Consider the following 24,636-nt stretch of genomic DNA (forward strand, 5'->3'; position numbering starts at 1 on the left):
CGGGATGGCTCGGGGACAGAACAGGCGGCCGGAGGACGACGACCGCCGGCGCTACACGGCGGTGCTCGAGGCCGCGCGCACGGACGGCCGCATCGACGACGCCGAGCACTCCCGGCGCTCCTTCACCGTCCGCTACGCGCAGACGATGGGCGAGCTGGACGCCGTCGTGGGCGATCTGCCCGGGCCGGCCCGGACGGCGGGCGGCCCGTCGCTGGCCACGGTGACCGTGGCGGGGGTCGCGATGCTGGCCGCCGTGGGCCTCGGTATCGCGGCGGCGAGCTCCGGCGACGACGACGCGCCGGCCGCCGACCCGCCGGCGGTCGAGGTCGAGCCGCCGCCGGTCGAGGAGGTCGAGGAGGTCGAAGAGGTCCCGGTGGACATGTTCGCCGCGGCCGAGCTGACCGCCCTGTGGGAGGCGCTGGCCGCGGAACAGGTGTCCGGCGTCAAGAGCATCTACCTGCACGACACGTGGGCCGACCTCGACGTGCGGACGGCGCCGGGCGCGCCCACCTACGACGACGTCGAATACGACGGCACGCTGGGCGAGCGCGAACCGGGCGGGCAGGTGACCGACGAGGACCCGGAGGACGCGTTCTTCACCCTCGACCAGGTCGACCCGGCCGTCGTCGCCGCGTGCGCCGCCCGGGCCGCGGAGGTCGCCCAGCGGCCGGACCGCGCGGTCGAGCTGATCGTCATCAACCCTGACGTGTCCTACGGCGGCACCGTGACGATCAGCGTGCACCTCGAGACCGACGCGTACGGCGTCGGCGCGGTGGTCACCTGGGACAACACCGGCCAGTACCTGCTCGACGACGGGATCGACCCATGAGCCGCGCCGACCGCCGCTGGCGGCCGTCGGACGACGACCGCGACCGGTACGCGTCCGCCATCTCGCAGGCGTTCGCCGAGGGCCGCATCGACGCCACCGACATGGAGAGCCGCACCGCGCTGGTCTACGAGGCGACGTCCATCGCCGACCTCGACGCGCTGGTCGAGGACATGCCGGCTCCGCCGCGGGACGAGCCGGTGCCGGCGCGCGTGCCGCGGCGCAAGCCGGCCGGTGCCGCCGTCGCGACGCTGATCGGCGGGCTCGCCGTGGTGCTGATCCTCGGCGCCATCCTGCTGAGCACGTTCCGCGACGACGGCCCGAGCGTCCCGGACCCGGCGCCGGCCGCCCCGCCAGTGGTCGCCGAGGAGCCGCCGCCACCGGACGAGGAGGTGCCGCCGCCGGTGGACGACGTCGAGCTGCCGCCCATCGCCACGGTGCAGCTCGGTCTCTTCACGCTGGACGGCCTGAAGCAACTGTGGACGGCCGCCGTCGCAGCCGACACCGAGCCGAGTGCGATGAGCCTGTTCGCCGACAGCGCCACGCTGGAGGTGCGGTCGGCGTCGGCGCATCGGGCGCTCGACCGGGTCGAGTACCAGGGCGGGCTGCTGCTGTCGCGCGAGCCCTATCGAGACCTGGGTGACGGCGAAACGGACGACGACACGTTCTTCGCCTGGACGGACGTCACGCCCGAGGCGGTGGCGGCCGCGATCGCAGGCACGCCCGCCGCCATGGACGTCGCCGAGGTCGCCGTCCAGCACATCAGCATCGGTCCCTACCGGGACGGGCAGTTCACCATCAGCGTCTATCCGGAGGGTGACAGCGGCATCAACTACGTGCGGTGGGACGCCACCGGGCAGCGGGTCGTCGCCGTCTACTGACGAGCCGGAATTACGCAACGTTGTTGCTGCGTAAATCTGCAGGTCAGACCCGGTGACCCGGGGTGAGTGACACAACGGGGAACCCCTACACTTGGGACCGAGTGTGCGCTCGTGAACGCATTCACGAGCGTGCCGCCACGAACCGAACAGTGACACGCAAGAGGACCCGTCGATGAGCCAGCGCACTGGTCGTACGCGACCGAGCGCCCCGACCCGCACCGCCGGAGAGGCCGACGTCATCGTCGTCGGCGCCGGGCCGGCCGGTTCGACCACGGCCTATCACCTGGCCCGGTCCGGGCTGGACGTCCTGCTCCTCGAGAAGGCGTCGTTCCCGCGCGACAAGGTCTGCGGCGACGGCCTGACGCCGCGCGCCGTCCGGCAGTTGGTCCGCATGGGCGTCGACACCAGCGCGCCGGGCTGGATCCGCAACCGCGGCCTGCGCATCATCGGCGGCGGCATGCGGCTGCACCTGCCGTGGCCCGAGCTGGCCAGCTACCCCGACTACGGCCTGGTCCGCACCCGCACCGACTTCGACGAGCTGCTGGCCCGGCACGCAGCGTCGGCCGGCGCTCGGCTGCACGAGCGCACCAACGTCGTGGCGCCGGTGCTGGACGAGCGCACCGGCCGCATCGTGGGCGTCACCGCGAAGCCGCTGGACGAGCGCGGCCGGGCCGCGGGCGCGGCCGTCACGTACCGCGCGCCGCTGGTGGTCGCCGCCGACGGCACGTCGTCGCGGCTGTCCACCGCCATGGGCATCCACAAGCGTGACGATCGCCCGATGGCCGTCGCCGTCCGCACGTACTACAAGACGCCGCGCCACGACGACGACTGGATGGAGTCGTGGCTGGAGCTGTGGGCCGACAACCCGGCCGGCGGACGCGACCTGCTGCCCGGTTACGGCTGGATCTTCGGCACCGGCAACGGCACCAGCAACGTCGGCCTCGGCATCACCAACACCTCGAAGGCGTTCGGCCGGGTCGACTACAAGGACATGCTGCGCCGCTGGGCCGCACAGACGCCGCCGGAATGGGGCTTCACCGAAGAGAACCAGGTCGGTGGCATCCGCAGCGCGGCGTTGCCGATGGGATTCAACCGCCAGCCCCACTACAGTCGTGGGCTGCTCCTGGTCGGCGACGCCGGCGGCATGGTCAATCCCTTCAACGGCGAAGGCATCGACTACGCGATGGAGGCGGCCGGTCTCGCGGCCACCGTCGTGGCCGACGCGCTCTCCCGGGATGCCGCCGGGCGGGAGCGGGTGCTGCAGGGCTATCCTGCGGCGCTGAAGCACGAACACGGTGGCTACTTCACGCTCGGCCGCATCTTCGTCAGATTGATCGGTGACCCACGGATCATGAGAATCGCCCGGAACCACGGCCTGCCGCGGCCGTGGCTGATGAAGTTCACGCTGAAGCTGCTGGCCAACCTGACCGACCACCGCGACGGTGACGTGTACGACCGCGTCATCAACGCGATGACCCGACTCGCCCCGGCGGCGTGAGTAGCTCCATGGAGGACGCTGTGCAGTACCCAGTGCAGAGGGGTGGTCTGGCGTGAACTCGTACGCTCCGATCCTCGGTCTCATCGCGATCGCGGCGGCCTTCGCCGTCGGCTCGGTGGCCTTCTCCTCGCTCGCGGGGCCGAAGCGGTTCAACCGGGCCCGCCTGGACTCCTACGAGTGCGGCATCGAGCCGACGCCGCAGCCGGTGGGCGGCGGCCGGTTCCCGGTGAAGTACTACCTCACCGCGATGACCTTCATCATCTTCGACATCGAGATCATCTTCTTGTACCCGTGGGCGGTCCGCTTCGATCACCTCGGGGTCTTCGGCTTCGTCGCGATGGTGACGTTCATCTTCCTGATCACCGTGCCGTTCATCTACGAGTGGCGGCGCGGCGGGCTCGACTGGGACTAGCAGAGGCGAATCATGGGTGTTGAAGAGAAGCTTCCGTCCGGCGTGCTGCTGAGCACCGTCGAGGGCCTGCTGGGCTACATGCGCAAGGGCTCGGTCTGGCCGGCGACGTTCGGCCTGGCCTGCTGCGCCATCGAGATGATGGCGTTCGGCGGTCCCCGGCACGACTCCGCCCGCTTCGGCATGGAGGTGTTCCGCGCCTCGCCGCGGCAGGCCGACCTCATGATCGTCGCCGGCCGGGTGAGCCAGAAGATGGCCCCGGTGCTGCGGCAGATCTACGACCAGATGGCCAACCCGAAGTGGGTGCTGTCGATGGGCGTCTGCGCCTCGTCCGGCGGCATGTTCAACAACTACGCCATCGTCCAGGGCGTCGACCACGTCGTGCCCGTCGACGTCTACCTGCCGGGCTGCCCGCCGCGGCCGGAGATGCTGATCGACGCGATCCTCAAGCTGCACGACCAGATCCAGCACACCAAACTGGGCGCGCACAAGGTCGCGGCCGACGCCGAGGCCGAGCAGCTGGCGCTGCGGGCCGAGGCCACGCACGAGATGAAGGGCCTGCTCCGGTGAGCGACAACGACCCGCAGAGCGGCAAGCAAGATCCGGAAGAGGTCGAGGAGGCCTCGCGGACGCGCGCCGAGACCAGCCCCGTCGAGGAGCAGAGCGCCGCGGAGGCGCCCGCTGACGCGGAGCCCGAGGCCGCCGCCGAGGAGCCCGAGGAGGAGTCGCTCCCGGCCGAGCCGGAGGGCCCGGCGCTCCCGCCCGAGCACCCGTCCCGGCGCGGCATGTTCGGCGCCTACGGCGGCAGCGGCGACACCTCCGGCTACGGCCGGCTGGTGGTCCGCGACGCCAACCCGGTCCGTGGCGGCTCCACCCCGCGCCCGTGGCCGGAGCAGCTGGAGGCGCTCGGCGACGACGTCAGCGCGGCGCTGCAGGAGGCCGGTGGCACCGACGCCGACGCGTTCGACAAGGTGCTGGTCGACCGCGGCCAGATCACCTTCTTCGTGAAGCGCGAGAAGCTGGCCGAGGTCGCGCGGACGTTCCGCGACGACCCGCTGCTGCGGTTCGAGATGTGCATGGGCGTCAACGGCGTGCACTACCCGGAGGAGATCGGCAGCGAGTTGCACGTCCACATCCAGCTGCTCTCGATCACGCACAACCGCCGGGTCAATCTCGAGGTCACCTGCCCCGAGACCGACCCGCACGTCCCGTCGATCGTCCACACGTACCCGTCGGCCAACTGGCACGAGCGCGAGACGTACGACTTCTTCGGGATCCTCTTCGACGGCCACCCGGCGCTGACCCGCATCCAGATGCCGGACGACTGGCCGGGGCACCCGCAGCGCAAGGACTACCCGCTCGGAGGCATCCCCGTGGAGTACAAGGGCGCGACCATCGCGCCGCCGGACGAGCGGAGGGCGTACAACTGATGAGCCAGCAGGACGTCACCTTCACCCCGGCCGGCGACGACACCGACGACCCGTACGCGGGCGTTCGCGAGACCACCGAGGGCCCCGTCTACACCGTCACCGGTCAGGACTGGGACGACGTGGTCGGCGCGGCCGCCGCGGGCGAGGAGCGCATCGTCGTCAACATGGGCCCGCAGCACCCGTCGACGCACGGCGTGCTCCGGCTCATCCTCGAGCTCGACGGCGAGAACGTCACCGAGGCCCGGTGCGGCATCGGCTACCTGCACACCGGCATCGAGAAGAACATGGAGTACCGGACGTGGACCCAGGGGGTCACGTTCGTGACCCGCATGGACTACCTGTCCCCGTTCTTCAACGAGGCCGCGTACGTGCTGGGCGTCGAGAAGCTGCTCGGCATCACCGACGACATCCCCGAGCGGGCCAACGTCATCCGCGTCATGATGATGGAGCTCAACCGCATCTCGTCGCACCTGGTCTGCATCGCGACCGGCGGCATGGAGATGGGCGCGCTCACCGTCATGACCAACGGGTTCCGCGAGCGCGAGCGCACGCTCGACCTGTTCGAGCTGATCACCGGCCTGCGCATGAACAGCGCGTACATCCGCCCCGGCGGCGTCGCGCAGGACCTCCCGCCCGGCGCGGTCGAGAGCATCCGCGAGTACCTGCGCTGGATGTGGGACCACATCGGCTCCTACGAGGCGTTCTGCAACGAGAACCCGGTCTTCAAGGGCCGCACGGTCGACGTCGGGTACCTCGACCTCGCCGGCTGCATGGCGCTGGGCATCACCGGTCCGGTGCTGCGCTCCACCGGCCTGCCGTGGGACCTGCGCAAGTCGCAGCCGTACTGCGGCTACGAGACCTACGACTTCGAGGTGCCCACCCGCGACTCCGCCGACTCCTACGGGCGCTTCCGCATCCGCATCGACGAGATGAAGGAGTCGCTGAAGATCGTCGAGCAGTGCCTGGACCGGCTGGAGCCCGGCCCGGTCATGGTCGGGGACAAGAAGATCGCGTGGCCGGCCCAGTTGGCCATCGGCAGCGACGGCATGGGCAACTCCCTCGACCACATCCGGCACATCATGGGTGAGTCGATGGAGGCGCTGATCCACCACTTCAAGCTGGTGACCGAGGGCTTCCGGGTCCCGGCCGGCGAGGTGTACGTGCCGATCGAGAGCCCGCGTGGCGAGCTCGGCGCGCACGTGGTGTCCGACGGCGGCACGCGCCCGTGGCGGGTGCACTTCCGCGACCCGTCCTTCAACAACCTGCAGGCCGTACCGGCGATGTGCGAGGGTTCGATGGTGGCCGACGTCATCGTGTCCGTCGCGAGCCTCGACCCGGTGATGGGTGGATGTGACCGATGACCGACGTGAACGACACACAGGCCGCGATCAGCCCGCTGGACGACACCGTCCGGGCGGAGATGGCTGAGATCATCGCCCGCTACCCGGAGCCGCGCTCCGCGCTGCTGCCGATGCTGCACCTCGTGCAGGCGCACCAGGGGTACGTCACCCCGGAGGGCATCGAGCTGTGCGCCGAGGTGCTCGACATCACCGAGGCCGAGGTCGCGGCCGTCGCGACGTTCTACACGATGTACAAGCGCCGCCCGGTCGGCGACTACCACGTCGGCGTCTGCACGAACACGCTGTGCGCCGTCATGGGCGGCGACGCGATCTGGGACGACCTGTCCGAGTACCTCGGCGTCGGGCACGACGAGACGACCGACGACGGCAAGGTCTCGCTGGAGCGGGTCGAGTGCAACGCGGCCTGCGACTACGCGCCGGTGATGATGGTCAACTGGGAGTTCATGGACAACCAGACGCCGCAGTCCGCGCGCGAGCTGGTCGACCGGCTGCGTGCCGGCGAGGAGGTCCGCTCCACCCGCGGCCCGCGCATCTGCTCGTGGAAGCAGGCCGAGCGGGTGCTGGCCGGGTTCCCCGACGACCTCGCCACCGAGGGCGTCGCCGCCGGCCCGGCCTCGGTCGTGGGCCTGGAACTGGCGCACGAGAACGGCTGGACGGCGCCCGAGGGCGGTCAGCGCGAGCTGGGAGGTAGCAAGAAGTGAGTGACACGACCCTCACCCCGGTCCTCACCGCCCGCTGGGACCAGTCCGACGCGTTCACCCGGCGCAACTACGAGAAGGCCGGCGGCTACAAGGCACTGCGCCGCGCGCTGCAGCGCAAGCCCGAGGACGTCGTCGAGATCGTCAAGGACTCCGGCCTGCGCGGCCGCGGCGGCGCCGGCTTCCCGACCGGGATGAAGTGGAGCTTCATCCCGAAGGACTCGCCGAAGCCGACCTACCTGGTCGTGAACGCCGACGAGTCCGAGCCGGGCACCTGCAAGGACATCCCGCTGATGATGGCCGACCCGCACGTGCTGGTCGAGGGCGTCATCATCACGTCCTACGCCATCGGCGCCAAGCACGCGTTCATCTATGTGCGCGGCGAGGTGCTGCACGTGTTCCGCCGGGTGCTGAACGCCGTCGCCGAGGCGTACGAGGCCGGCTACCTGGGCCAGGACATCCTCGGCTCCGGGTTCGATCTCGACGTCGTCGTGCACGCGGGCGCCGGCGCGTACATCTGCGGCGAGGAGACCGCGCTGCTCGACTCGCTCGAGGGGCGACGGGGACAGCCGCGGCTCAAGCCGCCGTTCCCGGCGGTGGCCGGCCTGTACGCGTCGCCGACCGTCATCAACAACGTCGAGACCATCGCGTCGGTGCCGTCGATCATCGCCGGCGGCGCCGAGTGGTTCCGCGGCATGGGCAGCGAGAAGTCGCCCGGCTACGGCATCTTCTCGCTGTCCGGGCACGTGACGAAGCCGGGCCAGTACGAGGCGCCGCTGGGCATCACGCTGCGCGAGCTGCTGGACATGGCCGGCGGCATCCGGGCCGGTCACGAGCTGAAGTTCTGGACGCCGGGCGGCTCGTCCACGCCGGTCCTCACCGCCGAGCACATCGACCTCCCGCTGGACTTCGAGGGGATGGCAGGTGCCGGCTCGCTGCTGGGCACCCGGGCGCTGCAGATCTTCGACGACACCACCTGTGTCGTCCGCGCCACCGAGCGGTGGATCGAGTTCTACAAGCACGAGTCCTGCGGCAAGTGCACGCCCTGCCGTGAGGGCTTCTGGTGGATGGTGCAGATCCTCGAACGCCTGGAGAAGGGCGACGGCACCGAGGCCGATCTGGACAAGCTGCTGGACATGAGCGATAACATCGCTGGCCGCTCGTTCTGCGCGCTCGCCGACGGCGGGGTGGCACCGGTGGTCTCGACCATCCAGCACTTCCGCGACGAGTACATCGCGCACTTCGAGCACGGCGGCTGTCCGTTCGACCCGGCCGCCTCGACGCTGTTCGTGCAGGAACTGGGGGCCAAGGCCTGATGACCGTGACGACCAACTCCACGTCCGACACCGTGGAGCCGCAGCCGAACCTGGTGACGGTCACCATCGACGGCTTCGAGGTGAGCGTGCCCGAGGGCACGCTGGTCATCCGCGCCGCCGAGCTCATCGGCATCCAGATCCCGCGGTTCTGCGACCACCCGCTGCTCGAGCCCGTCGGCGCCTGCCGCCAGTGCATGGTCGAGGTGCCCGACATGGGCAACGGCCGCGGCATGCCCAAGCCGCAGGCGTCCTGCACGCTCACCGTCACGCCGGGCATGGTGATCAACACCCAGTTCTCCTCGCCGGTCGCCGACAAGGCGCAGCAGGGGATCATGGAGTTCCTGCTGATCAACCACCCGCTCGACTGCCCGGTCTGCGACAAGGGCGGCGAGTGCCCGCTGCAGAACCAGGCGATGAGCAACGGCCGCGGCGACTCGCGCTACGAGGGCAAGAAGCGGACCTATCCGAAGCCGATCAACATCTCCGCGCAGGTGCTGCTGGACCGCGAGCGCTGCGTGCTGTGCGCCCGGTGCACCCGGTTCTCCAAGGAGATCGCCGGCGACCCGTTCATCGAGCTGCTCGAACGCGGCTCGCTGCAGCAGGTCGGCATCTACGAGAAGGAGCCGTTCGAGAGCTACTTCTCCGGCAACACCATCCAGATCTGCCCGGTGGGCGCGCTGACCAGCGCGGCGTACCGGTTCCGGTCCCGGCCGTTCGACCTCGTCTCGGTCCCGTCCGTCGCCGAGCACGACGCCTGCGGCAGCGCGATCCGGGTCGACCACCGCCGCGGCGCGGTCATGCGCCGGCTGGCCGGCGACGACCCCGAGGTGAACGAGGAGTGGATCACCGACAAGGACCGCTTCGCGTTCCGCTGGCCCACGCTCGACGACCGCATCACCCACCCGCTGGTCCGCGACGAGGAGACCGGTGAACTGGTCCCGGCGTCGTGGCCGGAGGCGCTGACCCTCGCGTCGCAGGGGCTGGCCCGCTCGCGCGACGCCGGCGGCGTCGGCGTCCTGACCGGCGGCCGGCTGACGCACGAGGACGCCTACGCGTACGCGAAGTTCGCCCGGGTCGCCCTCGACACCAACGACGTCGACTTCCGCGCGCGGCCGCACTCGGCCGAGGAGGCCGGCTTCCTGGCCTCGATCGCCGGGTCCGGGCTGGGCGTCACCTTCACCGACGTCGAGCAGGCGCCGGCGGTGCTGCTGGTCGGGCTGGAGCCCGAGGAGGAGGCCGGCGCGCTGTTCCTGCGGCTGCGCAAGGCCAACCGGAAGAACGGCACGCAGGTGCACGCCATCGCGGCGTTCGCGACCCGTGGCCTGACGAAGGCCGGCGGCACGCTGCTGCCGGCCGCGCCGGGCACCGAGCCGGAGATCCTCAACGCCGTCACCCTCGGCGACGACCGCGTCGCCTACCTGGGCGAGGCGCTGCGCGCGAAGGGCGCCGTCATCCTGGTCGGCTCCCGGCTGGCGACCATCCCGGGCGGGCTGTCCGCGGCCGCCCGCGTCGCCACCGTCACCGGCGCCCGGCTGGCCTGGGTGCCGCGGCGGGCCGGCGAGCGCGGCGCGCTCGAGGCCGGCGCGCTGCCGACGCTGCTGCCCGGCGGCCGGCCGGTCGCCGACCCGGAGGCCCGGGTCGACGTCGCCGCCGCCTGGTCCGTCGAGACGCTGCCGTCGCTGCCCGGCCGCGACACCACCGGCATCCTGTCCGCGCTGTCCAGCGGCGTGCTGGCCGGCGCGCTGGTGGCTGGCGTCGAGTTGGCCGACCTGCCCGACCCGGCCGCGGCGAAGCGCGCCATCGAGGCGGCCGGCTTCGTCGTCAGCCTCGAGGTGCGGCACAGCGAGGTCACCGAGCTGGCCGACGTCGTGCTGCCGGTGGCGCCGCCGGTCGAGAAGGCCGGCACGTTCCTCAACTGGGAGGGCCGGGCCCGGCCGTTCCCCGCGGTGCTCGCGCAGACGCCGTCGCTCAGCGACGCCGCCGTGCTCGACGCCATCGCGGACGAGCTGGGCATCCGGCTCGGGCTGCGCGACGTCGACGACGTCCGCGCCGAGATTGCCGAGCTGGGCGTCTGGGACGGCGCCAGGCCGGAGTCCACCGACACCCCGCCCGCCGGCCCGCCGCGGCCCGGCGAGCGTGAGGCGGTGCTGGCCAGCTGGAAGCTCCTGCTCGACAGCGGCCGGCTGCAGGACGGCGAGCCGCACCTCGCGGCGACGGCGAAGAAGGCCGAGGCGCGCATCTCCGCCGGCACCGCCGCCGAGGTGGGCGTCTCCGACGGCGACTGGCTCACCGTGCGCACCGGGACCGGCTCGGTCAGCGTGCCGGTGCGGGTGACGGACATGCCCGACCGGGTGGTCTGGCTGCCGGAGAACTCGAACGGTTCGACGCTGCACCAGTTGCTGGGCGCCGGCGCCGGGCACGTCGTGAAGCTCGCGGGTGGAGGTATCGAGTCGTGATCGCGATCGCCGCTGAGACCACCGGGGACGAGGTCGCCGGCTTCGGCAACGACCCCTGGTGGATCATCGCCATCAAGTGCCTGGCGATCTTCGTCATCTGTGTCGTTCTGACGCTGTTCAACATCGTCTTCGAGCGCAAGGTCGTGGCGCGCATGCAGCACCGCCTCGGCCCGAACCGCACCGGGCCGTTCGGCAGCCTGCAGAGCCTCGCCGACGGTGTGAAGCTGATGTTCAAAGAGGACATCGTCCCGAAGGCGGCCGACAAGATCGTCTACATCGCCGCGCCACTCGTGGCGGTGATCCCGTCGTTCCTGATCCTCGCGGTCATCCCGCTGGGCCCCGAGGTCTCGATCTTCGGCCAGGAGACCCGGCTGCAGCTCACCGACATGCCGGTGGCGGTGCTGTTCACGCTGGCCATCGCGTCGGTCGGCGTGTACGGGCTGATGATGGCCGGCTGGTCCAGCGGCTCGACCTACCCGCTGCTCGGCGGCCTGCGCTCGACCGCCCAGGTCATCTCGTACGAGCTGGTCATGGGGCTGTCGTTCGTCGGCGTCTTCCTGTTCGCCGGCACCATGTCGACGTCGGGCATCGTCGCGGAGCAGGAGCGGCTCTGGTACGGCATCATCCTGCTGCCGTCGTTCGTCATCTACCTCATCTCGATGGTCGGCGAGACCAACCGGGCCCCGTTCGACCTGCCGGAGGCCGAGGGCGAGCTGGTGGCCGGCTGGGGCACCGAGTACTCCTCGATCAAGTACGCGATGTTCTTCCTCGCCGAGTACATCAACATGGTGAACGTCTCGGCCATCGCCACCACGCTGTTCCTGGGCGGCTGGCGGGCGCCATGGCCGATCTCGGCGATCAACGACGGCATGTTCAACACCGGCTGGTGGCCGCTGCTGTGGTTCTTCGGCAAGGTGATGCTGCTGATCTTCGTCTTCGTCTGGCTGCGCGGCACCCTGCCCCGGCTGCGGTACGACCAGTTCATGCACTTCTGCTGGAAGGTGCTGCTGCCGGTCTCGCTGGTCTGGATCGTGGCGGTGGCCGGCATGCGGCTGGCGTTCAATGAGGGCGTCGAGCGCAACCAGATCCTCCTGTACGGCGGTATCGCGGTCGCGGTGCTGCTGATCGGCAGCCTGCTGATCCCGGAGAAGAAGACACCGGCCGAACCCGAGCCGGCCGAGCCACCGGAGTTCGACGCGTTCGCCGGCGGCCACCCGGTGCCGCCGATGCCGGGCCAGGAGTTCGTGGCGGTGCGCATCCCCGCGGCCACCACCCAGACTGATGACCGTACCGAGGAGAGCAGTCGTGCCTAAGTTCCTCGACCCGGTGGCGGGGTTCGGAGTCACGTTCCGGACCATGTTCCGCAAGCCGGTCACCGAGCAGTACCCGGAGCACCCGCATCCGGTGGCGCCGCGGTTCCACGGCCGGCACCAGCTCAACCGGCACCCCGACGGGCTGGAGAAGTGCATCGGGTGCGAGCTGTGCGCGTGGGCCTGCCCGGCCGACGCCATCTACGTCGAGGGCGCCTCCAACACCGAGGACGAGCGCTTCTCGCCGGGCGAGCGGTACGGCCGCGTCTACCAGATCAACTACCTGCGCTGCATCCTCTGCGGGCTGTGCATCGAGGCGTGCCCGACCCGCGCGCTGACGATGACCAACGAGTACGAGCTGGCCGACCACACCCGCGAGAGCCTCATCTACGAGAAGAAGGACCTGCTCGCGCCGCTGCTGCCCGGCATGGAGGAGCCGCCGCACCCGATGCGGCTCGGCGACGACGAGCGCGACTACTACCTCGGCGCCGGCCTCGGCCGCTCCAGCGGTGAGGGGGCCTGATGGGCGAGGCAGCCCTGTTCTGGATCATGGCGCCCATCGCCGTGCTGGGTGCGCTCGGCCTGGTGTTCTCCCGCAAGGCCGTGCACGGCGCGCTGAGCCTGGCCGCGACGATGATCTCGCTCGCGCTGTTCTATATCGCGCAGGAGGCGCCGTTCCTCGGCGTCGTGCAGATCGTCGTCTACACCGGCGCGATCATGATGCTGTTCCTGTTCGTGATCATGCTGATCGGCATCGACTCCTCCGACTCCCGGGTCGAGACCATCCGCGGCCAGCGGGTCGCGGCGACGCTCGCCGTCACCGGCGTCGTGCTGCTGCTGGCCGGCGTCACCATCCGGGCGACGCTGCCGGAGGAGCCGGCCGGGCTCGCACAGGCCACGCCGGACGGCAACGTCCCGGCCATCGCCGACGCGATCTTCGGCACCTACGTGTGGGCCTTCGAGGTGGTGGCCGCGCTGCTGATCACCGCCGCCGTCGGCGCCATGACGCTGACCCATCGCGAGCGGATCGTCGCCAAGGCCACCCAGCGGGAACTGTCGATCAAGCGGTTCAGCGAGGGCGCGCCCGGCGACGCCGCCGGCCTCCCCGTCCCCGGCGTGTACGCGCGGCACAACGCCGTCGACACCCCGGCGCTGCTGCCCGACGGCACGCCCAGCGAGGACTCGGTCAACCGGGTGCTGGTCGCCCGCGGCGCCGCCCGCTCCACCGACGAGTTCCGGCACCATCCGACCCCGGCCGACATCGAGGCGGCGGCCGAGGGCGACGCGGACGAGCCGGCGGGCGAGCCCGGACCCGACGACGACGCATCCGGAGGTGAGCGCGCATGAACCCGACCAACTACCTGGTGCTGTCGATCATCCTGTTCTCGATCGGCGCGGCCGGCGTGCTCATCCGGCGCAACGCGCTGGTGGCGTTCATGTCCGTGGAGCTCATGCTCAACGCGGGCAACCTGGCGTTCGTCACCTTCGCCCGGATGCACGGCAACCTCGACGGCCAGATCGTGGCGTTCTTCGTCATGGTCGTGGCGGCGGCCGAGGTCGTCGTCGGGCTGGCGATCATCGTGACGATCTTCCGAACTCGCAGGTCCGCGTCGGTCGACGACGCCAGCCTGCTGAAGCTCTGACGGGCGTGAGGAACCAGTGACTTCCACACTCAGCGCGCTGGCGACGGCTGTCGCCACCGAGGGCGGGCACGGCGGCGGCCAGGCGGTCGCCGAGGCGACCGGCGTCTTCGACCTCACCTGGCTGCTGATCGCGTTCCCGCTGCTGGGCGCCGCGATCCTGCTGGTCGGCGGGCGCCGCACCGACAAGGTCGGCCACCTGATCGGCTGCGCGGCGTCGATCGCCTCGTTCGTCATGGGCCTGGTGCTGTTCTTCGCCATGGTCGGCGAGCCGTCCGACGGCCGCGCGTTCACCGTCCAACTCTGGGAGTACGTCAACGCCGGCGGCTACAGCGTCGACGTCAGTCTGCTGCTGGACCAGCTGTCGATCTCGTTCGTGCTGCTGATCACCGGTGTCGGGTCGCTGATCCACATCTACTCGATCGGCTACATGGAGCACGACGAGCGGCGGCGCCGGTTCTTCGGCTACCTGAACCTGTTCGTCGCGGCGATGCTGCTGCTGGTGCTCGCGTCGGACTACCTGGTGATGTTCATCGGCTGGGAGGGCGTCGGCCTGGCGTCGTACCTGCTGATCGGGTTCTGGCAGCACAAGGACTCGGCGTCGGTCGCGGCCAAGAAGGCGTTCGTCGTCAACCGCGTCGGCGACATGGGCATGGTCCTCGCGATGGCGTCGATGATCGCGGTCTTCGGGTCGACGGCGTTCGACGTGGTGTTCTCGTCCGCCGAGGGCGCGTCGACCGGCTGGCTCACCGTCATCGGCCTGTTCCTGCTGCTCGGCGCGTGTGGCAAGTCGGCGCAGTTCCCGCTGCAGTCCTGGCTGCTGGACGCGATGGAGGGCCCGACCCCGGTGTCGGCGCTGATCCACGCGGCCACCATGGTGACCGCCGGCGTCTACCTGATCGTCCGGTCCGCCGCGATCTACGACCTCGCGCCGGACGCGCGCACCGCGGTCGTCGTCGTCGGCGCGATCACGCTGCTGATGGGTGCGATCATCGGTTGCGCCAAGGACGACATCAAGAAGGCGCTGGCCGGTTCCACCATGAGCCAGATCGGCTACATGGTGCTCGCGGCGGGGCTCGGCCCGGCCGGGTACGCGTTCGCGATCTTCCACCTGCTGACGCACGGCTTCTTCAAGGCCAACATGTTCCTCGGCGCCGGCTCGGTGATGCACGGCATGAACGACGAGGTGAATATGCGCCGCTACGGCGGCCTGCGCATCCTCATGCCGGCCACCTTCCTCACCTTCGCGATGGGCTACCTGGCCATCATCGGCATCCCGCCGTTCGCCGGGTACTTCTCCAAGGACAAGATCATCGAGGCGGCGTTCGCGGACAACTGGATCACCGGCCTGGCCACGCTGATCGGCGCCGGCATCACCGCGTTCTACATGACCCGCCTCATGCTGATGACGTTCTTCGGCAACCGCCGCTGGAAGCAGAGCGAGCTGCCGCACGAGTCGCCGCCGGTCATGACCGGGCCGCTCTGGGTGCTCGGCGCGCTGTCCGTCGTCGGCGGGTTCGGGCTGCTGTACCTGGGCGCCGGCATCGTCGACTGGCTCGCGCCGGTCACCGGTGAGGCGCACCACGACCTTCCGATGCCGCTCTGGCTGCTGATCACCATCACGCTGGCCACCGTCGTCGTCGGCGTCGCTGTCGCCTGGGCGATGTTCGGGCGCCGCGCGGTCCGCGAGGACGTCCCGGCCGGCAACGCGATCACCGTCGCCGCCCGCAACGACCTCTACGGCGACGCGTTCAACGAGGCGGTGTTCATGCGGCCGGGCCAGTACCTGACCCGCTCGCTGGTCTACTTCGAGAACCGCGGCGTCGACGGCGCCGTGGTCGGCACCGCCACCGCCGTCGGCGGCCTGTCGGCCCGCATGCGGCGCTGGCAGACCGGTTTCGTCCGTTCCTATGCCGTGACGATGCTCGGCGGCGTCGCTGTCGTCGTGCTGGCCATGCTGTTGGTGAGGCTTCCGTGACCTTTCCCTGGTTGACCACGCTCATCGCGCTGCCGGCGCTCGGGGCGGTGCTCACCGCCCTGGTGCCGTCCGGGCGGGGCACGCTCGCCAAGCAGGTCGCGACCGGTTTCGCGGTGCTGACGCTGATCGTCGGCGCGCTGATCAGCCTCCAGTACCTGTTCGACGTCGACATGGGCGTCGAGCCGGAGACCTACGAGTGGATCCCCGAGCTCGGTGCCTCGTGGGCGCTGGACCTCCACGGCATCAGCCTCGCGCTGGTCGCGCTGACGGTGCTGGCGACGCCCATCGTCGCGCTGGCCATGTGGCACGAGGCCGAGGACGAGAAGCGCGACCCGAAGGCGTTCTTCGCGCTGCTGCTGTCCGTCGAGGCGCTGACGCTGACCGCGTTCCTCTCGCAGGACGTACTGCTGTTCTACGTCGTCTTCGAGGCGATGCTGATCCCGCTGTACTTCATGATCGGCATGTACGGCGGCCCGCAGCGCCGCTACGCCGCGGTGAAGTTCCTGCTGTACAACCTGGTCGGCGGGCTGGCCATGCTGGCCGCCGTCATCGGGCTGTACGTGCAGTCCGTCGAGGCCGGGAACCCGTCGTTCTTCCTGCCCGACCTCGTCGCCCTGGACATCGACACCACCACCCAGTGGTGGCTGTTCATCGGGTTCATGCTGGCGTTCGCGATCAAGGCGCCGCTGTGGCCGTTCCACACCTGGCTGCCCGACGCCGCGGCCGAGGCGACGCCGTCGAACGCGGCGTTCCTGTCCGGCGTCGCCGACAAGGTCGGCACCTACGGCATGATCGCGCTGGTGCTGCCGCTGTTCCCGGACGCGTCGCGTGAGGCCGCCCCGGTGATCGTCGTGCTGGCCGTCATCAGCATCATCTACGGCGCGCTGCTGGCCATCGGCCAGACCGACATGAAGCGGCTGATCGGCTACACGTCGATCTCGCACTTCGGCTTCATCGTGCTGGGCATCTTCGCGCTGACCGGCCAGTCCGCGACCGGCGCGACGTTCTACATGGTCAACCACGGCCTCTCGACCATCGCGCTGTTCGTCGTCGTCGGCTTCCTCATCAGCCGGCGCGGGTCGCGGCAGGTCGACGACTTCGGCGGCGTGCAGAAGCCGGCGCCGAAGCTGGCCGGCGTGTTCCTGTTCGCCGGCCTGTCCGGGCTGGCGCTGCCGCCGCTGTCGACGTTCCTGTCGGAGTTCCTGGTGATCTCCGGGACGTTCACCCGGTACCGGCCGGCGGCGATCGTCGCGACGCTGGGCATCGTGCTGTCCGCGCTCTACATCCTGTGGCTCTACCAGCGCACCATGACCGGCCCGGTGCGTCCGGCCGTCGAGGGCATGCCCGACCTGCGCACCCGCGAGCTCGCCGTCGTCGCCCCGCTGCTGGCGCTGCTGCTGGTGGTCGGGTTCTTCCCGAAGCCGCTCACCGACGCGATCGACGAGGCCGTCGAGCCGACGCTCGTCGAAGTCGGTGTCGACCAACCCGAGCCGCTGGCTCCCGTCGCTGAACACGTCGAGGAAGGGACTGGCCGGTGAACGCCCCGACCATCGAGTACGCGGAGCTGGCGCCGCTCATCACGATCTTCGGCGCCGCCGTCATCGGCGTCCTGATCGAGGCGTTCGTCCCGCGGCAGCTGCGGCACCCGGTCCAGGTCGGGCTGGCGCTGCTGGCGCTGGTGGCGGCGCTGGTCCAGGTGATCCTGCTGGCCGGCACCGACATGGTCGCGGCCGTCGGCGCGGTCGCCGTCGACGGGCCGGCGCTGTTCCTGCAGGGCACCATCCTCGTGCTGGCCATCATCAGCGTGGGGCTCTTCGCCGAGCGGCGGCTGGAGGCCGGCGGCGACGCGTTCGCCCCCGCCGCGTCGTCGCTGCCGGGCAGCGAGGACGAGCGCATCCTCGTCCGTGAGCAGCGGCTGCAGACCGAGGTCTACCCGCTGATGCTGTTCGCCGTCGGCGGCATGCTGCTGTTCCCGGCCGCGAACGACCTGCTGATGCTGTTCATCGCGCTCGAGGTCATGTCGCTGCCGCTGTACCTGCTGTGCGGCATGGCCCGCCGGCGCCGGCTGCTCTCGCAGGAGGCGGCGCTCAAGTACTTCCTGCTCGGCGCGTTCTCGTCGGCGATCTTCCTGTTCGGCATGGCGTTCGTGTACGGCTACGCCGGCACGCTGCGCTTCGGTGAGATCTCCGAGGCGCTGACGGCGAACATCGGCCAGGACGGCATCCTGCTGGCCGGCGTCGGGCTGATGGCCGTGGGCCTGCTGTTCAAGGTCGGCGCCGTGCCGTTCCACTCGTGGACGCCGGACGTCTACCAGGGCGCGCCGACTCCCGTCACCGCGTTCATGGCGGCGTGCACCAAGCTGGCCGCGTTCGGCGCGCTGGTGCGGCTGTTCTACGTCGCGTTCGGCGGGCTGCGCACCGACTGGCAGCCGATGCTGTGGGCCGTCGCCATCGCCACCATGCTGGTCGGCGCCGTCGTCGCCCTGACGCAGACCGACATCAAGCGGATGCTGGCCTACTCGTCCATCGCGCACGCCGGGTTCGTCCTGACGGCGATGGTGGCGGCCGACTCGACGGCCACGGCGGCGATCCTGTTCTACCTGGCCACCTACGGCATCGCGACGCTCGGCGCGTTCGCCGTCGTCACGCTGGTCCGCGACTCCGGCGGCGAGGCCACCCACCTGGCCAAGTGGGCCGGGCTGGGCCGGCGCTCGCCGGTGCTGGCGGCGACGTTCGCGCTGTTCCTGCTGGCCTTCGCCGGGATCCCGCTCACCAGCGGCTTCGTCGGCAAGCTGACGGTGTTCACGGCGGCCATCGACGGCGGTGCCGCGCCGCTGGTCGTGGTCGGCGTCATCGCCAGCGCCGTGGCGGCGTTCTTCTACGTGCGGGTGATCGTGCTGATGTTCTTCAGCGACCCCGCGCCGGAGGGCCCGACCGTCGCGGTGCCGAGCCTGTGGACGGCCGTCGGCATCACCGTCGGCGCGGCGGCGACGCTGTTGCTGGGCATCGTGCCCGGTCCGCTGCTGGACCTGGCGCAGCAGGCGTCCATCTTCGTTCGTTAGAGTGGACGCTCCTGCTGGGTGAAGGTGCCCAGCTACGAGGGAGGGGCCGGGGTTGAGCAGCGGTCTGGGCATACCGTCCGTCGACGGCGCACTCGAGGCGTCCATCAGCGCCGGCCTCGACGACGTCGAGGCGCGGCTGCTGGCGGCGGTGAAGACCGACGACGCCATGCTCAGCGAGAGTTCGCGGCACCTGGCGCAGGCCGGCGGCAAGCGGTTCCGGCCCATGCTCACGCTGTTGGCCTCCGGCTTCGGCGACATCGACGCGCCGAAGGTCGTGCCGGCCGCCGTCGTCGTCGAGCTGACCCACGTCGGCACCCTCTACCACGACGACGTCATGGACGAGGCGCAGCTGCGTCGCGGCGCGGAGAGCGCGAACGCGCGCTGGGGCAACAGCGTCGCCATCCTCACCGGTGACTTCCTGTTCGCCTGCGCCTCCGACCTCCTGGCCGACCTCGGGCCCGAGTCGGTGCGCATCCAGGCGCGCACGTTCCAGCGCCTGGTGCACGGCCAGTTGCACGAGACGCTCGGCCCGCGCGAGGACGAAGACGCCGTCGCGCACTATCTGTCCGTGCTGTCCGACAAGACGGCCTCCCTCATCGCCGCGTCCACCCGGTTGGGCGCGCTGCACGCCGGCGTCGACCCGTCGCAGGTCGAGGTGCTGGGCCAGTTCGGCGAGCGCATCGGCATGGCCTTCCAGCTGGCCGACGACCTCCTCGACATCGCCGGCTCCCAGCGGTTGTCCGGCAAGACGCCCGGCACCGACCTCCGCGAGGGCGTCGCCACCCTGCCCGTCCTCTACGCCCGCCGGGCCGCCCGGCCGGGCGACGAGCGGCTGCTGTCGCTGATCTCCGGCCCCGTGGTCGACGACGCCGACCACGCGGAGGCGCTGGAGCTGCTGCGGGCACACCCGGCCATGGCCGAGGCGTCCGCCGACGTCCGTCGCTGGGCCGACGACGCCCGGGCCGCGCTGGCGGCGCTGCCGGACCTTCCGGCCCGCGCCGCCCTGCACGCCCTCTGCGACACCGTCGTCACCCGGATGTCCTAGGGGTGTCTCCTGGGTCTCGGCCGTAGCGAGCGTCGCGCAGTAGGCCATGGACTCGGGAGACACCCCCTAGAGATCTTCAGTCGGTTTTCGCCAGCACGCCGGCCGGTGGCGGCGGGATGCGCTGGATACGGCACACGTACCCGCCGGTCGCCGGCATCCAGCCGCCGAGGCGCTCGAAGCCGAGCCGCCGCAGTGTGACGTCCCAGCCGCGGGTCCCGACGGTGCCATAGGGGAGCGGGCGGTTGGTGATGGTGTGGCCGTCCTGGTCGGTGATGACGATCTCGTCCAGCAGCCGTGCCGGCGGGCGGCTCCACAACAGCCACCCGGTGTAGGTCTCGTCGCGCATGTGATGACTTTAAGTGGCACTGTAGACCTTTGTATAGCTCAAGGTCTTTGTGCAGGTCAGCAGAGCTTCTATCGTGGAGCGCATGGGTGACGTACCGGAGTTCCGGCCGCAGGGTCACGAGCTGCTCTACGTCGCCATCGCCGACCACCTCGCGGCCCGCATCGACTCCGGCGAGCTCCGGCCCGGCGCGCGGCTGGCTCCCGAGCGCGAACTCGCCGTCGAGTACGGCGTCGCCTACCTCACCGTGCGGCGGGCCATGGTGGAGCTCCGCGACCGCGGCCGCATCCTCACCGTCCACGGCAAGGGCACCTTCGTCGCCCCCGACTGACCGTCGGCCATGATCATCAACCTTTTGAGCTGTCCTGACGACGCAAAAGGTTGATGATCATGGCCGCTACCCGGCGGCGGTGGCCGGATCCAGCACCAGCCGATCCAACGCCGCCCGGCGGTCCCGGCGTCGACGCACCAGCACTTCGGCGGTCAGGATGACGAGAGCGGTCCAGATCAGCGCGAACCCGAACCACCGCACCGGCGGCACCGTCTCCCCGTACACCGCCACCCCGAGCAGGAACTGCAACGACGGCGTCAGGTACTGCAGTGTCCCCAACGTGGTCAACGGCACCCGCACCGCGGCCGCCCCGAAGAACAGCAGCGGCACCGCCGTCACCACCCCGCAGCCGGCCAGCAGCAGCGTCGTCCCCCAGTCGGCCGCGCCGAAGTCGCCGGTGCCGCGCGCCGCCAGGACCACCAGGAAGCCCAGTGCCGGCAGGAACAGCACCGCAGTCTCGACCGCCAGGCTCTCCACGGCGCCGACGCCGGCCTTCTTCTTGACCAGGCCGTAGGTGGCGAACGAGAACGCCAGGCTCAGCGCGATCCAGGGTGGCCGCCCGTAGTCGATGGTGAGGACGATGACGGCGACACCGGCCAGGCCGAGCGCCGCCCACTGCAGCCGGCGCAGCCGTTCGCCGAACACCAGGACGCCGAGCACCACCGTCACGAGCGGGTTGATGAAGTAGCCGAGCGACGTCTCGACGATGTGGTCGTTGTTGACGCTCCAGATGTAGACGCCCCAGTTGGCGCAGATCAGCAGCGCCGCCAGCGTCAGCAGGCCGTACGACCGCCGCCCGAGCGTCCGCAGCTTGCCGAGGTTGCGCCCCACGACCAGCAGGCCGAGCACGAGGACGAGCGACCATACGACCCGGTGCGACAGGATCTCCACCGCGCCGGTGTCTTCGAGCAGCTTGATGTAGAGCGGGAAGACACCCCACAGCGCGTACGCGCCAATGCCGTACAACAGACCGGGCTGGGGGGTACTCACCCGCGTATGCTAATGGGCCGCCAGCAACCATTGCACGGTTGGCTCATGACGCGAGACGCGTCAGCCGACCGTCCAGGAGTCCTTGCCGTGCAGCAGCGCCTGGAGGTCGCCCTCGCCCTGCTTGGCCGTCGCCTCGTCCAGTTGCTCGGCCATGAGGTCGCCGTACGCCGGCCGCTCGACCTGACGGAAGATGCCGATCGGGCTGCGGGCCAGCGTGCCGGGGTCGGCCAGCCGGGACAGCGCGAACGCCTGGGTGGGGTCGTCGGCCGCGGCGTCGTGGACGATGACGCCGGGGTCGTCGCTCGCGCACACCTCCAGCGAGCCGGTCGACGGGTTGCGCCGGACGCCCAGCTGGGCATCGGCGCCGAAACGCACCGGCTCGCCGTGCGTCAGCCGGATCAGCACCTCGTCGCCGCTCTCGCGGTCCTTCAGGATCTCGAACGCGCCGTCGTTGAAGATGTTGCAGTTCTGGTAGATCTCGACCAGCGAGGTGCCTCGGTGCGCCGCCGCGGCCGACAGCACCGACGTGAGGTGCTTGCGGTCGGAGTCGATGGTCCGGGCGACGAACGTCGCCTCGGCGCCCAGCGCCAGCGACACCGGGTTGAACGGCGCCTCCAATGACCCCATGGGTGTCGACTTGGTGACCTTGCCCTGCTCGCTGGTCGGCGAGTACTGGCCCTTCGTCAGCCCGTAGATGCGGTTGTTGAACAGCAGGATCGTCAGGTTGACGTTGCGCCGCAGCGCGTGGATCAGGTGGTTGCCGCCGATCGACAGCGCGTCGCCGTCGCCGGTGATGACCCAGACGGAGAGGTCGGGACGCGACGCGGCCAGGCCGGTCGCGATGGCCGGTGCGCGGCCGTGGATCGAGTGTATCCCGTAGGTGTCCATGTAGTACGGGAAGCGCGAGGAGCAGCCGATGCCGGAGACGAAGACGATGTTCTCGCGGGCCAGCCCGAGGTCGGGCAGGAAGCCCTGGACGGCCGCCAGCACGGCGTAGTCGCCGCAGCCGGGGCACCAGCGGACCTCCTGGTCGCTGGTGAAGTCCTTCTTCGTCTGCTTGACGTCGGTGGTGGGCACCCCGGCGAGGCCGGGCCGGCCCAGTTCGACGGGTGCGGTCACAGCGCACCCACCTCCTCCATGATCACGTCGGCCAGCTCTTCGGCCTTGAACGGCAGCCCGCGCACCTGGTTGTACCCGACGACGTCGACGAGGTACTTGCCGCGCAGCAGCAGGGCGAGCTGCCCGAGGTTCATCTCCGGCACCAGCACGCGGTCGTAGGACCGCAGCACGTCGCCGGTGTTGGCGGGCATCGGGTTGAGGTGACGCAGGTGCGCCTGCGCCACGTGGTGGCCGGCCTTGCGGGCCCGCCGCACCGCCGCGCCGATGGGGCCGTACGTCGACCCCCAGCCGAGCACCAGCAGCCGGGCCGCGCCGCTGGGGTCCTCGACCTCCAGCTCGCCGACGCCGGCGATGCCGTCGACCTTCGCCTGGCGCAGCCGCACCATGCGGTCGTGGTTGTTCGGGTCGTACGAGATGGTGCCGGGGCCGTCGAGCTTCTCGATGCCGCCGATGCGGTGCTCGAGTCCGGGCGTGCCGGGGACGGCCCACGGCCGGGCCAGCGTCTCGGGGTCGCGCAGGTACGGCCAGAAGTCCCGCTCGCCCTCGCCGTCGTGGTTGAGCTCGGTGGCGAAGTCGGGGCGGATGGTCGGCAGCGACTCGACGTCGGGCACGTGCCACGGCTCGGAGCCGTTGGCGAGGTAGCCGTCGGAGAGCAGGAACACCGGCGTGCGGTAGGTGACGGCGATGCGCACGGCCTCGATGGCGGCGTGGAAGCAGTCGGACGGCGACGACGCCGCCACCACCGGCACCGGCGACTCGCCGTTGCGGCCGTACAGCACCTGCAGGAGGTCGGCCTGCTCGGTCTTCGTGGGCAGGCCGGTCGACGGCCCGCCGCGCTGCACGTCGACGATGACCAGCGGCAGCTCCAGCGACACCGCCAGGCCGACGGTCTCGCCCTTCAGCGCGACGCCGGGGCCGGAGGTCGTCGTGACGCCGAGCGCGCCGCCGAACGACGCGCCCAACGCGGCGCCGATGGCCGCGACCTCGTCCTCGGCCTGGAACGTGCGCACGCCGAACCGCTTGTGCTTGGACAGCTCGTGCAGGATGTCGGACGCCGGGGTGATCGGGTACGAGCCCAGGAACAGCGGCAGCCCCGACTGCCGCGCGGCCGCGATGAGGCCGTACGACAGCGCGAGGTTCCCGGTGATGTTCCGGTACGTGCCGGCGGGCATGGCGGCCGGCTTGACCTGGTACGAGACCGCGAAGTCCTCGGTGGTCTCACCGTAGTTCCAGCCCGCCTTGAGCGCGGCGATGTTGGCGTCGCGGATGGTCTCGCGGGTCGCGAACTTCTCGCGCAGGAACGTCACCGTGCCGTCGATGGACCGTCCGTACATCCAAGACAGCAGCCCGAGCGCGAACATGTTCTTCGAGCGCGAGGCGTCCTTGCGGGACAGCTCGAACGGCGCCAGCGCCTGCATGGTGATGCCGGAGAGGTCCAGCGCGTGCACCTTGTAGGCGCTGAGGGTGTTGTCCTCGAGCGGGTTGGTGGTCCAGCCGATCTTCTTCAGCGCCCGCGGCGTGAAGTCGCCGGTGTCGACGATGATCGTGGCGCCCTTGGGGACGTCGGGCAGGTTCGCCTTCAACGCCGCCGGGTTCATCGCCACCAGCACGTCGGGCGCGTCGCCGGGCGTGAGGATGTCGTAGTTGGCGAAGTGCAGCTGGAAGCTGGAGACGCCGGGGAGCGTGCCGGCGGGCGCCCGGATCTCAGCCGGGAAGTTCGGCAGCGTGGAGAGATCGTTCCCGAAGGAGGCGGTCTCGGCGGTGAACCGGTCGCCGGTCAGCTGCATGCCGTCACCGGAGTCGCCAGCAAAGCGGATCACCACACGGTCGAGCTCGCGTACGTGCTTCACCGTCACCGGTGTCGACGCCTCCTTCAGACGTTCGGTATCTCCGGGGTGTCCCGGCTCGGATCCCGACCATCCATGCTACGGCGACTTTTCGCCG

Annotated in this window: 23 protein-coding genes; 19 read left to right on the forward strand and 4 right to left on the reverse strand. The window is 70.5% G+C overall.

Annotated features, from left to right (window positions below):
- Window positions 1-4: 4 nt before the first annotated feature.
- From ACW62_RS21895 to ACW62_RS21980, 18 genes are all read left to right on the forward strand, one after another.
- Complete coding sequence (locus tag ACW62_RS21895; RefSeq protein ID WP_053206243.1) at window positions 5-829, forward strand: DUF1707 SHOCT-like domain-containing protein; 825 nt, start codon at window positions 5-7, stop codon at window positions 827-829.
- Window positions 826-1,707 (forward strand): DUF1707 SHOCT-like domain-containing protein, encoded by an 882-nt coding sequence (locus ACW62_RS21900; RefSeq protein WP_053206244.1) that lies wholly within the window; start codon window positions 826-828, stop codon window positions 1,705-1,707. The genes ACW62_RS21895 and ACW62_RS21900 overlap by 4 nt, the downstream gene beginning before the upstream one ends.
- A 172-nt stretch (window positions 1,708-1,879) precedes the next feature.
- On the forward strand, window positions 1,880-3,205 hold the full coding sequence (locus tag ACW62_RS21905) for a geranylgeranyl reductase family protein (RefSeq protein WP_053206245.1): 1,326 nt from the start codon (window positions 1,880-1,882) through the stop codon (window positions 3,203-3,205).
- 52 nt (window positions 3,206-3,257) lie between these two features.
- Window positions 3,258-3,617 (forward strand): NADH-quinone oxidoreductase subunit A, encoded by a 360-nt coding sequence (locus ACW62_RS21910; RefSeq protein ID WP_053206246.1) that lies wholly within the window; start codon window positions 3,258-3,260, stop codon window positions 3,615-3,617.
- Between the two features lie 12 nt (window positions 3,618-3,629).
- Window positions 3,630-4,184: a NuoB/complex I 20 kDa subunit family protein gene (locus ACW62_RS21915; protein ID WP_053206247.1), complete on the forward strand. Its 555-nt coding sequence runs from the start codon at window positions 3,630-3,632 to the stop codon at window positions 4,182-4,184.
- Complete coding sequence (locus tag ACW62_RS21920; RefSeq protein WP_205629523.1) at window positions 4,181-5,044, forward strand: NADH-quinone oxidoreductase subunit C; 864 nt, start codon at window positions 4,181-4,183, stop codon at window positions 5,042-5,044. The genes ACW62_RS21915 and ACW62_RS21920 overlap by 4 nt, the downstream gene beginning before the upstream one ends.
- Window positions 5,044-6,405, forward strand: a complete 1,362-nt coding sequence (locus ACW62_RS21925) for an NADH-quinone oxidoreductase subunit D (protein WP_053206248.1) — start codon at window positions 5,044-5,046, stop codon at window positions 6,403-6,405. Before ACW62_RS21920 ends, ACW62_RS21925 begins: the two co-directional genes overlap by 1 nt.
- Window positions 6,402-7,106, forward strand: coding sequence for an NADH-quinone oxidoreductase subunit NuoE (gene nuoE / locus ACW62_RS21930; protein WP_083460033.1), 705 nt, complete (start codon window positions 6,402-6,404; stop codon window positions 7,104-7,106). Before ACW62_RS21925 ends, nuoE begins: the two co-directional genes overlap by 4 nt.
- Window positions 7,103-8,419, forward strand: a complete 1,317-nt coding sequence (gene nuoF / locus ACW62_RS21935) for an NADH-quinone oxidoreductase subunit NuoF (protein ID WP_053206249.1) — start codon at window positions 7,103-7,105, stop codon at window positions 8,417-8,419. Before nuoE ends, nuoF begins: the two co-directional genes overlap by 4 nt.
- Window positions 8,419-10,875 (forward strand): NADH-quinone oxidoreductase subunit G, encoded by a 2,457-nt coding sequence (locus tag ACW62_RS21940; protein ID WP_053206250.1) that lies wholly within the window; start codon window positions 8,419-8,421, stop codon window positions 10,873-10,875. Before nuoF ends, ACW62_RS21940 begins: the two co-directional genes overlap by 1 nt.
- Complete coding sequence (gene nuoH, locus ACW62_RS21945; RefSeq protein ID WP_083460034.1) at window positions 10,872-12,188, forward strand: NADH-quinone oxidoreductase subunit NuoH; 1,317 nt, start codon at window positions 10,872-10,874, stop codon at window positions 12,186-12,188. The genes ACW62_RS21940 and nuoH overlap by 4 nt, the downstream gene beginning before the upstream one ends.
- Window positions 12,181-12,708, forward strand: coding sequence for an NADH-quinone oxidoreductase subunit NuoI (nuoI, locus tag ACW62_RS21950; RefSeq protein WP_240477380.1), 528 nt, complete (start codon window positions 12,181-12,183; stop codon window positions 12,706-12,708). Before nuoH ends, nuoI begins: the two co-directional genes overlap by 8 nt.
- On the forward strand, window positions 12,708-13,532 hold the full coding sequence (locus ACW62_RS21955) for an NADH-quinone oxidoreductase subunit J (RefSeq protein ID WP_083460035.1): 825 nt from the start codon (window positions 12,708-12,710) through the stop codon (window positions 13,530-13,532). Before nuoI ends, ACW62_RS21955 begins: the two co-directional genes overlap by 1 nt.
- Window positions 13,529-13,828: an NADH-quinone oxidoreductase subunit NuoK gene (gene nuoK / locus ACW62_RS21960; RefSeq protein ID WP_053206252.1), complete on the forward strand. Its 300-nt coding sequence runs from the start codon at window positions 13,529-13,531 to the stop codon at window positions 13,826-13,828. Before ACW62_RS21955 ends, nuoK begins: the two co-directional genes overlap by 4 nt.
- Window positions 13,829-13,949: 121 nt before the next feature.
- Entirely contained in the window at window positions 13,950-15,803 is a 1,854-nt protein-coding gene (nuoL, locus tag ACW62_RS21965; protein ID WP_053206358.1) for an NADH-quinone oxidoreductase subunit L, read from the forward strand.
- An 11-nt stretch (window positions 15,804-15,814) separates the two neighbouring features.
- Window positions 15,815-17,341, forward strand: a complete 1,527-nt coding sequence (locus ACW62_RS21970; RefSeq protein ID WP_240477381.1) for an NADH-quinone oxidoreductase subunit M — start codon at window positions 15,815-15,817, stop codon at window positions 17,339-17,341.
- Complete coding sequence (gene nuoN / locus ACW62_RS21975; RefSeq protein WP_053206254.1) at window positions 17,338-18,864, forward strand: NADH-quinone oxidoreductase subunit NuoN; 1,527 nt, start codon at window positions 17,338-17,340, stop codon at window positions 18,862-18,864. Before ACW62_RS21970 ends, nuoN begins: the two co-directional genes overlap by 4 nt.
- 52 nt (window positions 18,865-18,916) lie before the next feature.
- Window positions 18,917-19,909, forward strand: a complete 993-nt coding sequence (locus ACW62_RS21980) for a polyprenyl synthetase family protein (RefSeq protein ID WP_053206255.1) — start codon at window positions 18,917-18,919, stop codon at window positions 19,907-19,909.
- 76 nt (window positions 19,910-19,985) lie between these two features.
- Here ACW62_RS21980 and ACW62_RS21985 read toward each other — a convergent pair whose 3' ends face one another.
- Complete coding sequence (locus ACW62_RS21985) at window positions 19,986-20,255, reverse strand: hypothetical protein (protein ID WP_053206256.1); 270 nt, start codon at window positions 20,253-20,255, stop codon at window positions 19,986-19,988.
- A gap of 82 nt (window positions 20,256-20,337) precedes the next feature.
- Here ACW62_RS21985 and ACW62_RS21990 point away from each other — a divergent pair, with 82 nt between their 5' ends.
- Window positions 20,338-20,583, forward strand: a complete 246-nt coding sequence (locus tag ACW62_RS21990; RefSeq protein WP_053206257.1) for a GntR family transcriptional regulator — start codon at window positions 20,338-20,340, stop codon at window positions 20,581-20,583.
- Between the two features lie 66 nt (window positions 20,584-20,649).
- On the opposite strand, the gene rarD is transcribed toward ACW62_RS21990, so the two are convergent.
- From rarD to ACW62_RS22005, 3 genes are read right to left on the reverse strand one after another with little or no spacing between them, the layout of a single operon-like run.
- Window positions 20,650-21,573 carry an EamA family transporter RarD gene (rarD, locus tag ACW62_RS21995; protein ID WP_053206258.1) on the reverse strand — a complete coding sequence of 308 codons (924 nt, stop codon included), beginning with the start codon at window positions 21,571-21,573 and terminating at the stop codon, window positions 20,650-20,652.
- 60 nt (window positions 21,574-21,633) lie between these two features.
- Window positions 21,634-22,674: a 2-oxoacid:ferredoxin oxidoreductase subunit beta gene (locus ACW62_RS22000; protein WP_053206359.1), complete on the reverse strand. Its 1,041-nt coding sequence runs from the start codon at window positions 22,672-22,674 to the stop codon at window positions 21,634-21,636.
- Window positions 22,675-22,688: 14 nt separating this feature from the next.
- Window positions 22,689-24,548: a 2-oxoacid:acceptor oxidoreductase subunit alpha gene (locus ACW62_RS22005; protein ID WP_240477383.1), complete on the reverse strand. Its 1,860-nt coding sequence runs from the start codon at window positions 24,546-24,548 to the stop codon at window positions 22,689-22,691.
- Window positions 24,549-24,636 lie beyond the last annotated feature (88 nt).

Source organism: Jiangella muralis, assembly GCF_001270745.1.
In the GTDB taxonomy this organism is placed as follows: Bacteria; Actinomycetota; Actinomycetes; order Jiangellales; family Jiangellaceae; genus Jiangella; species Jiangella muralis.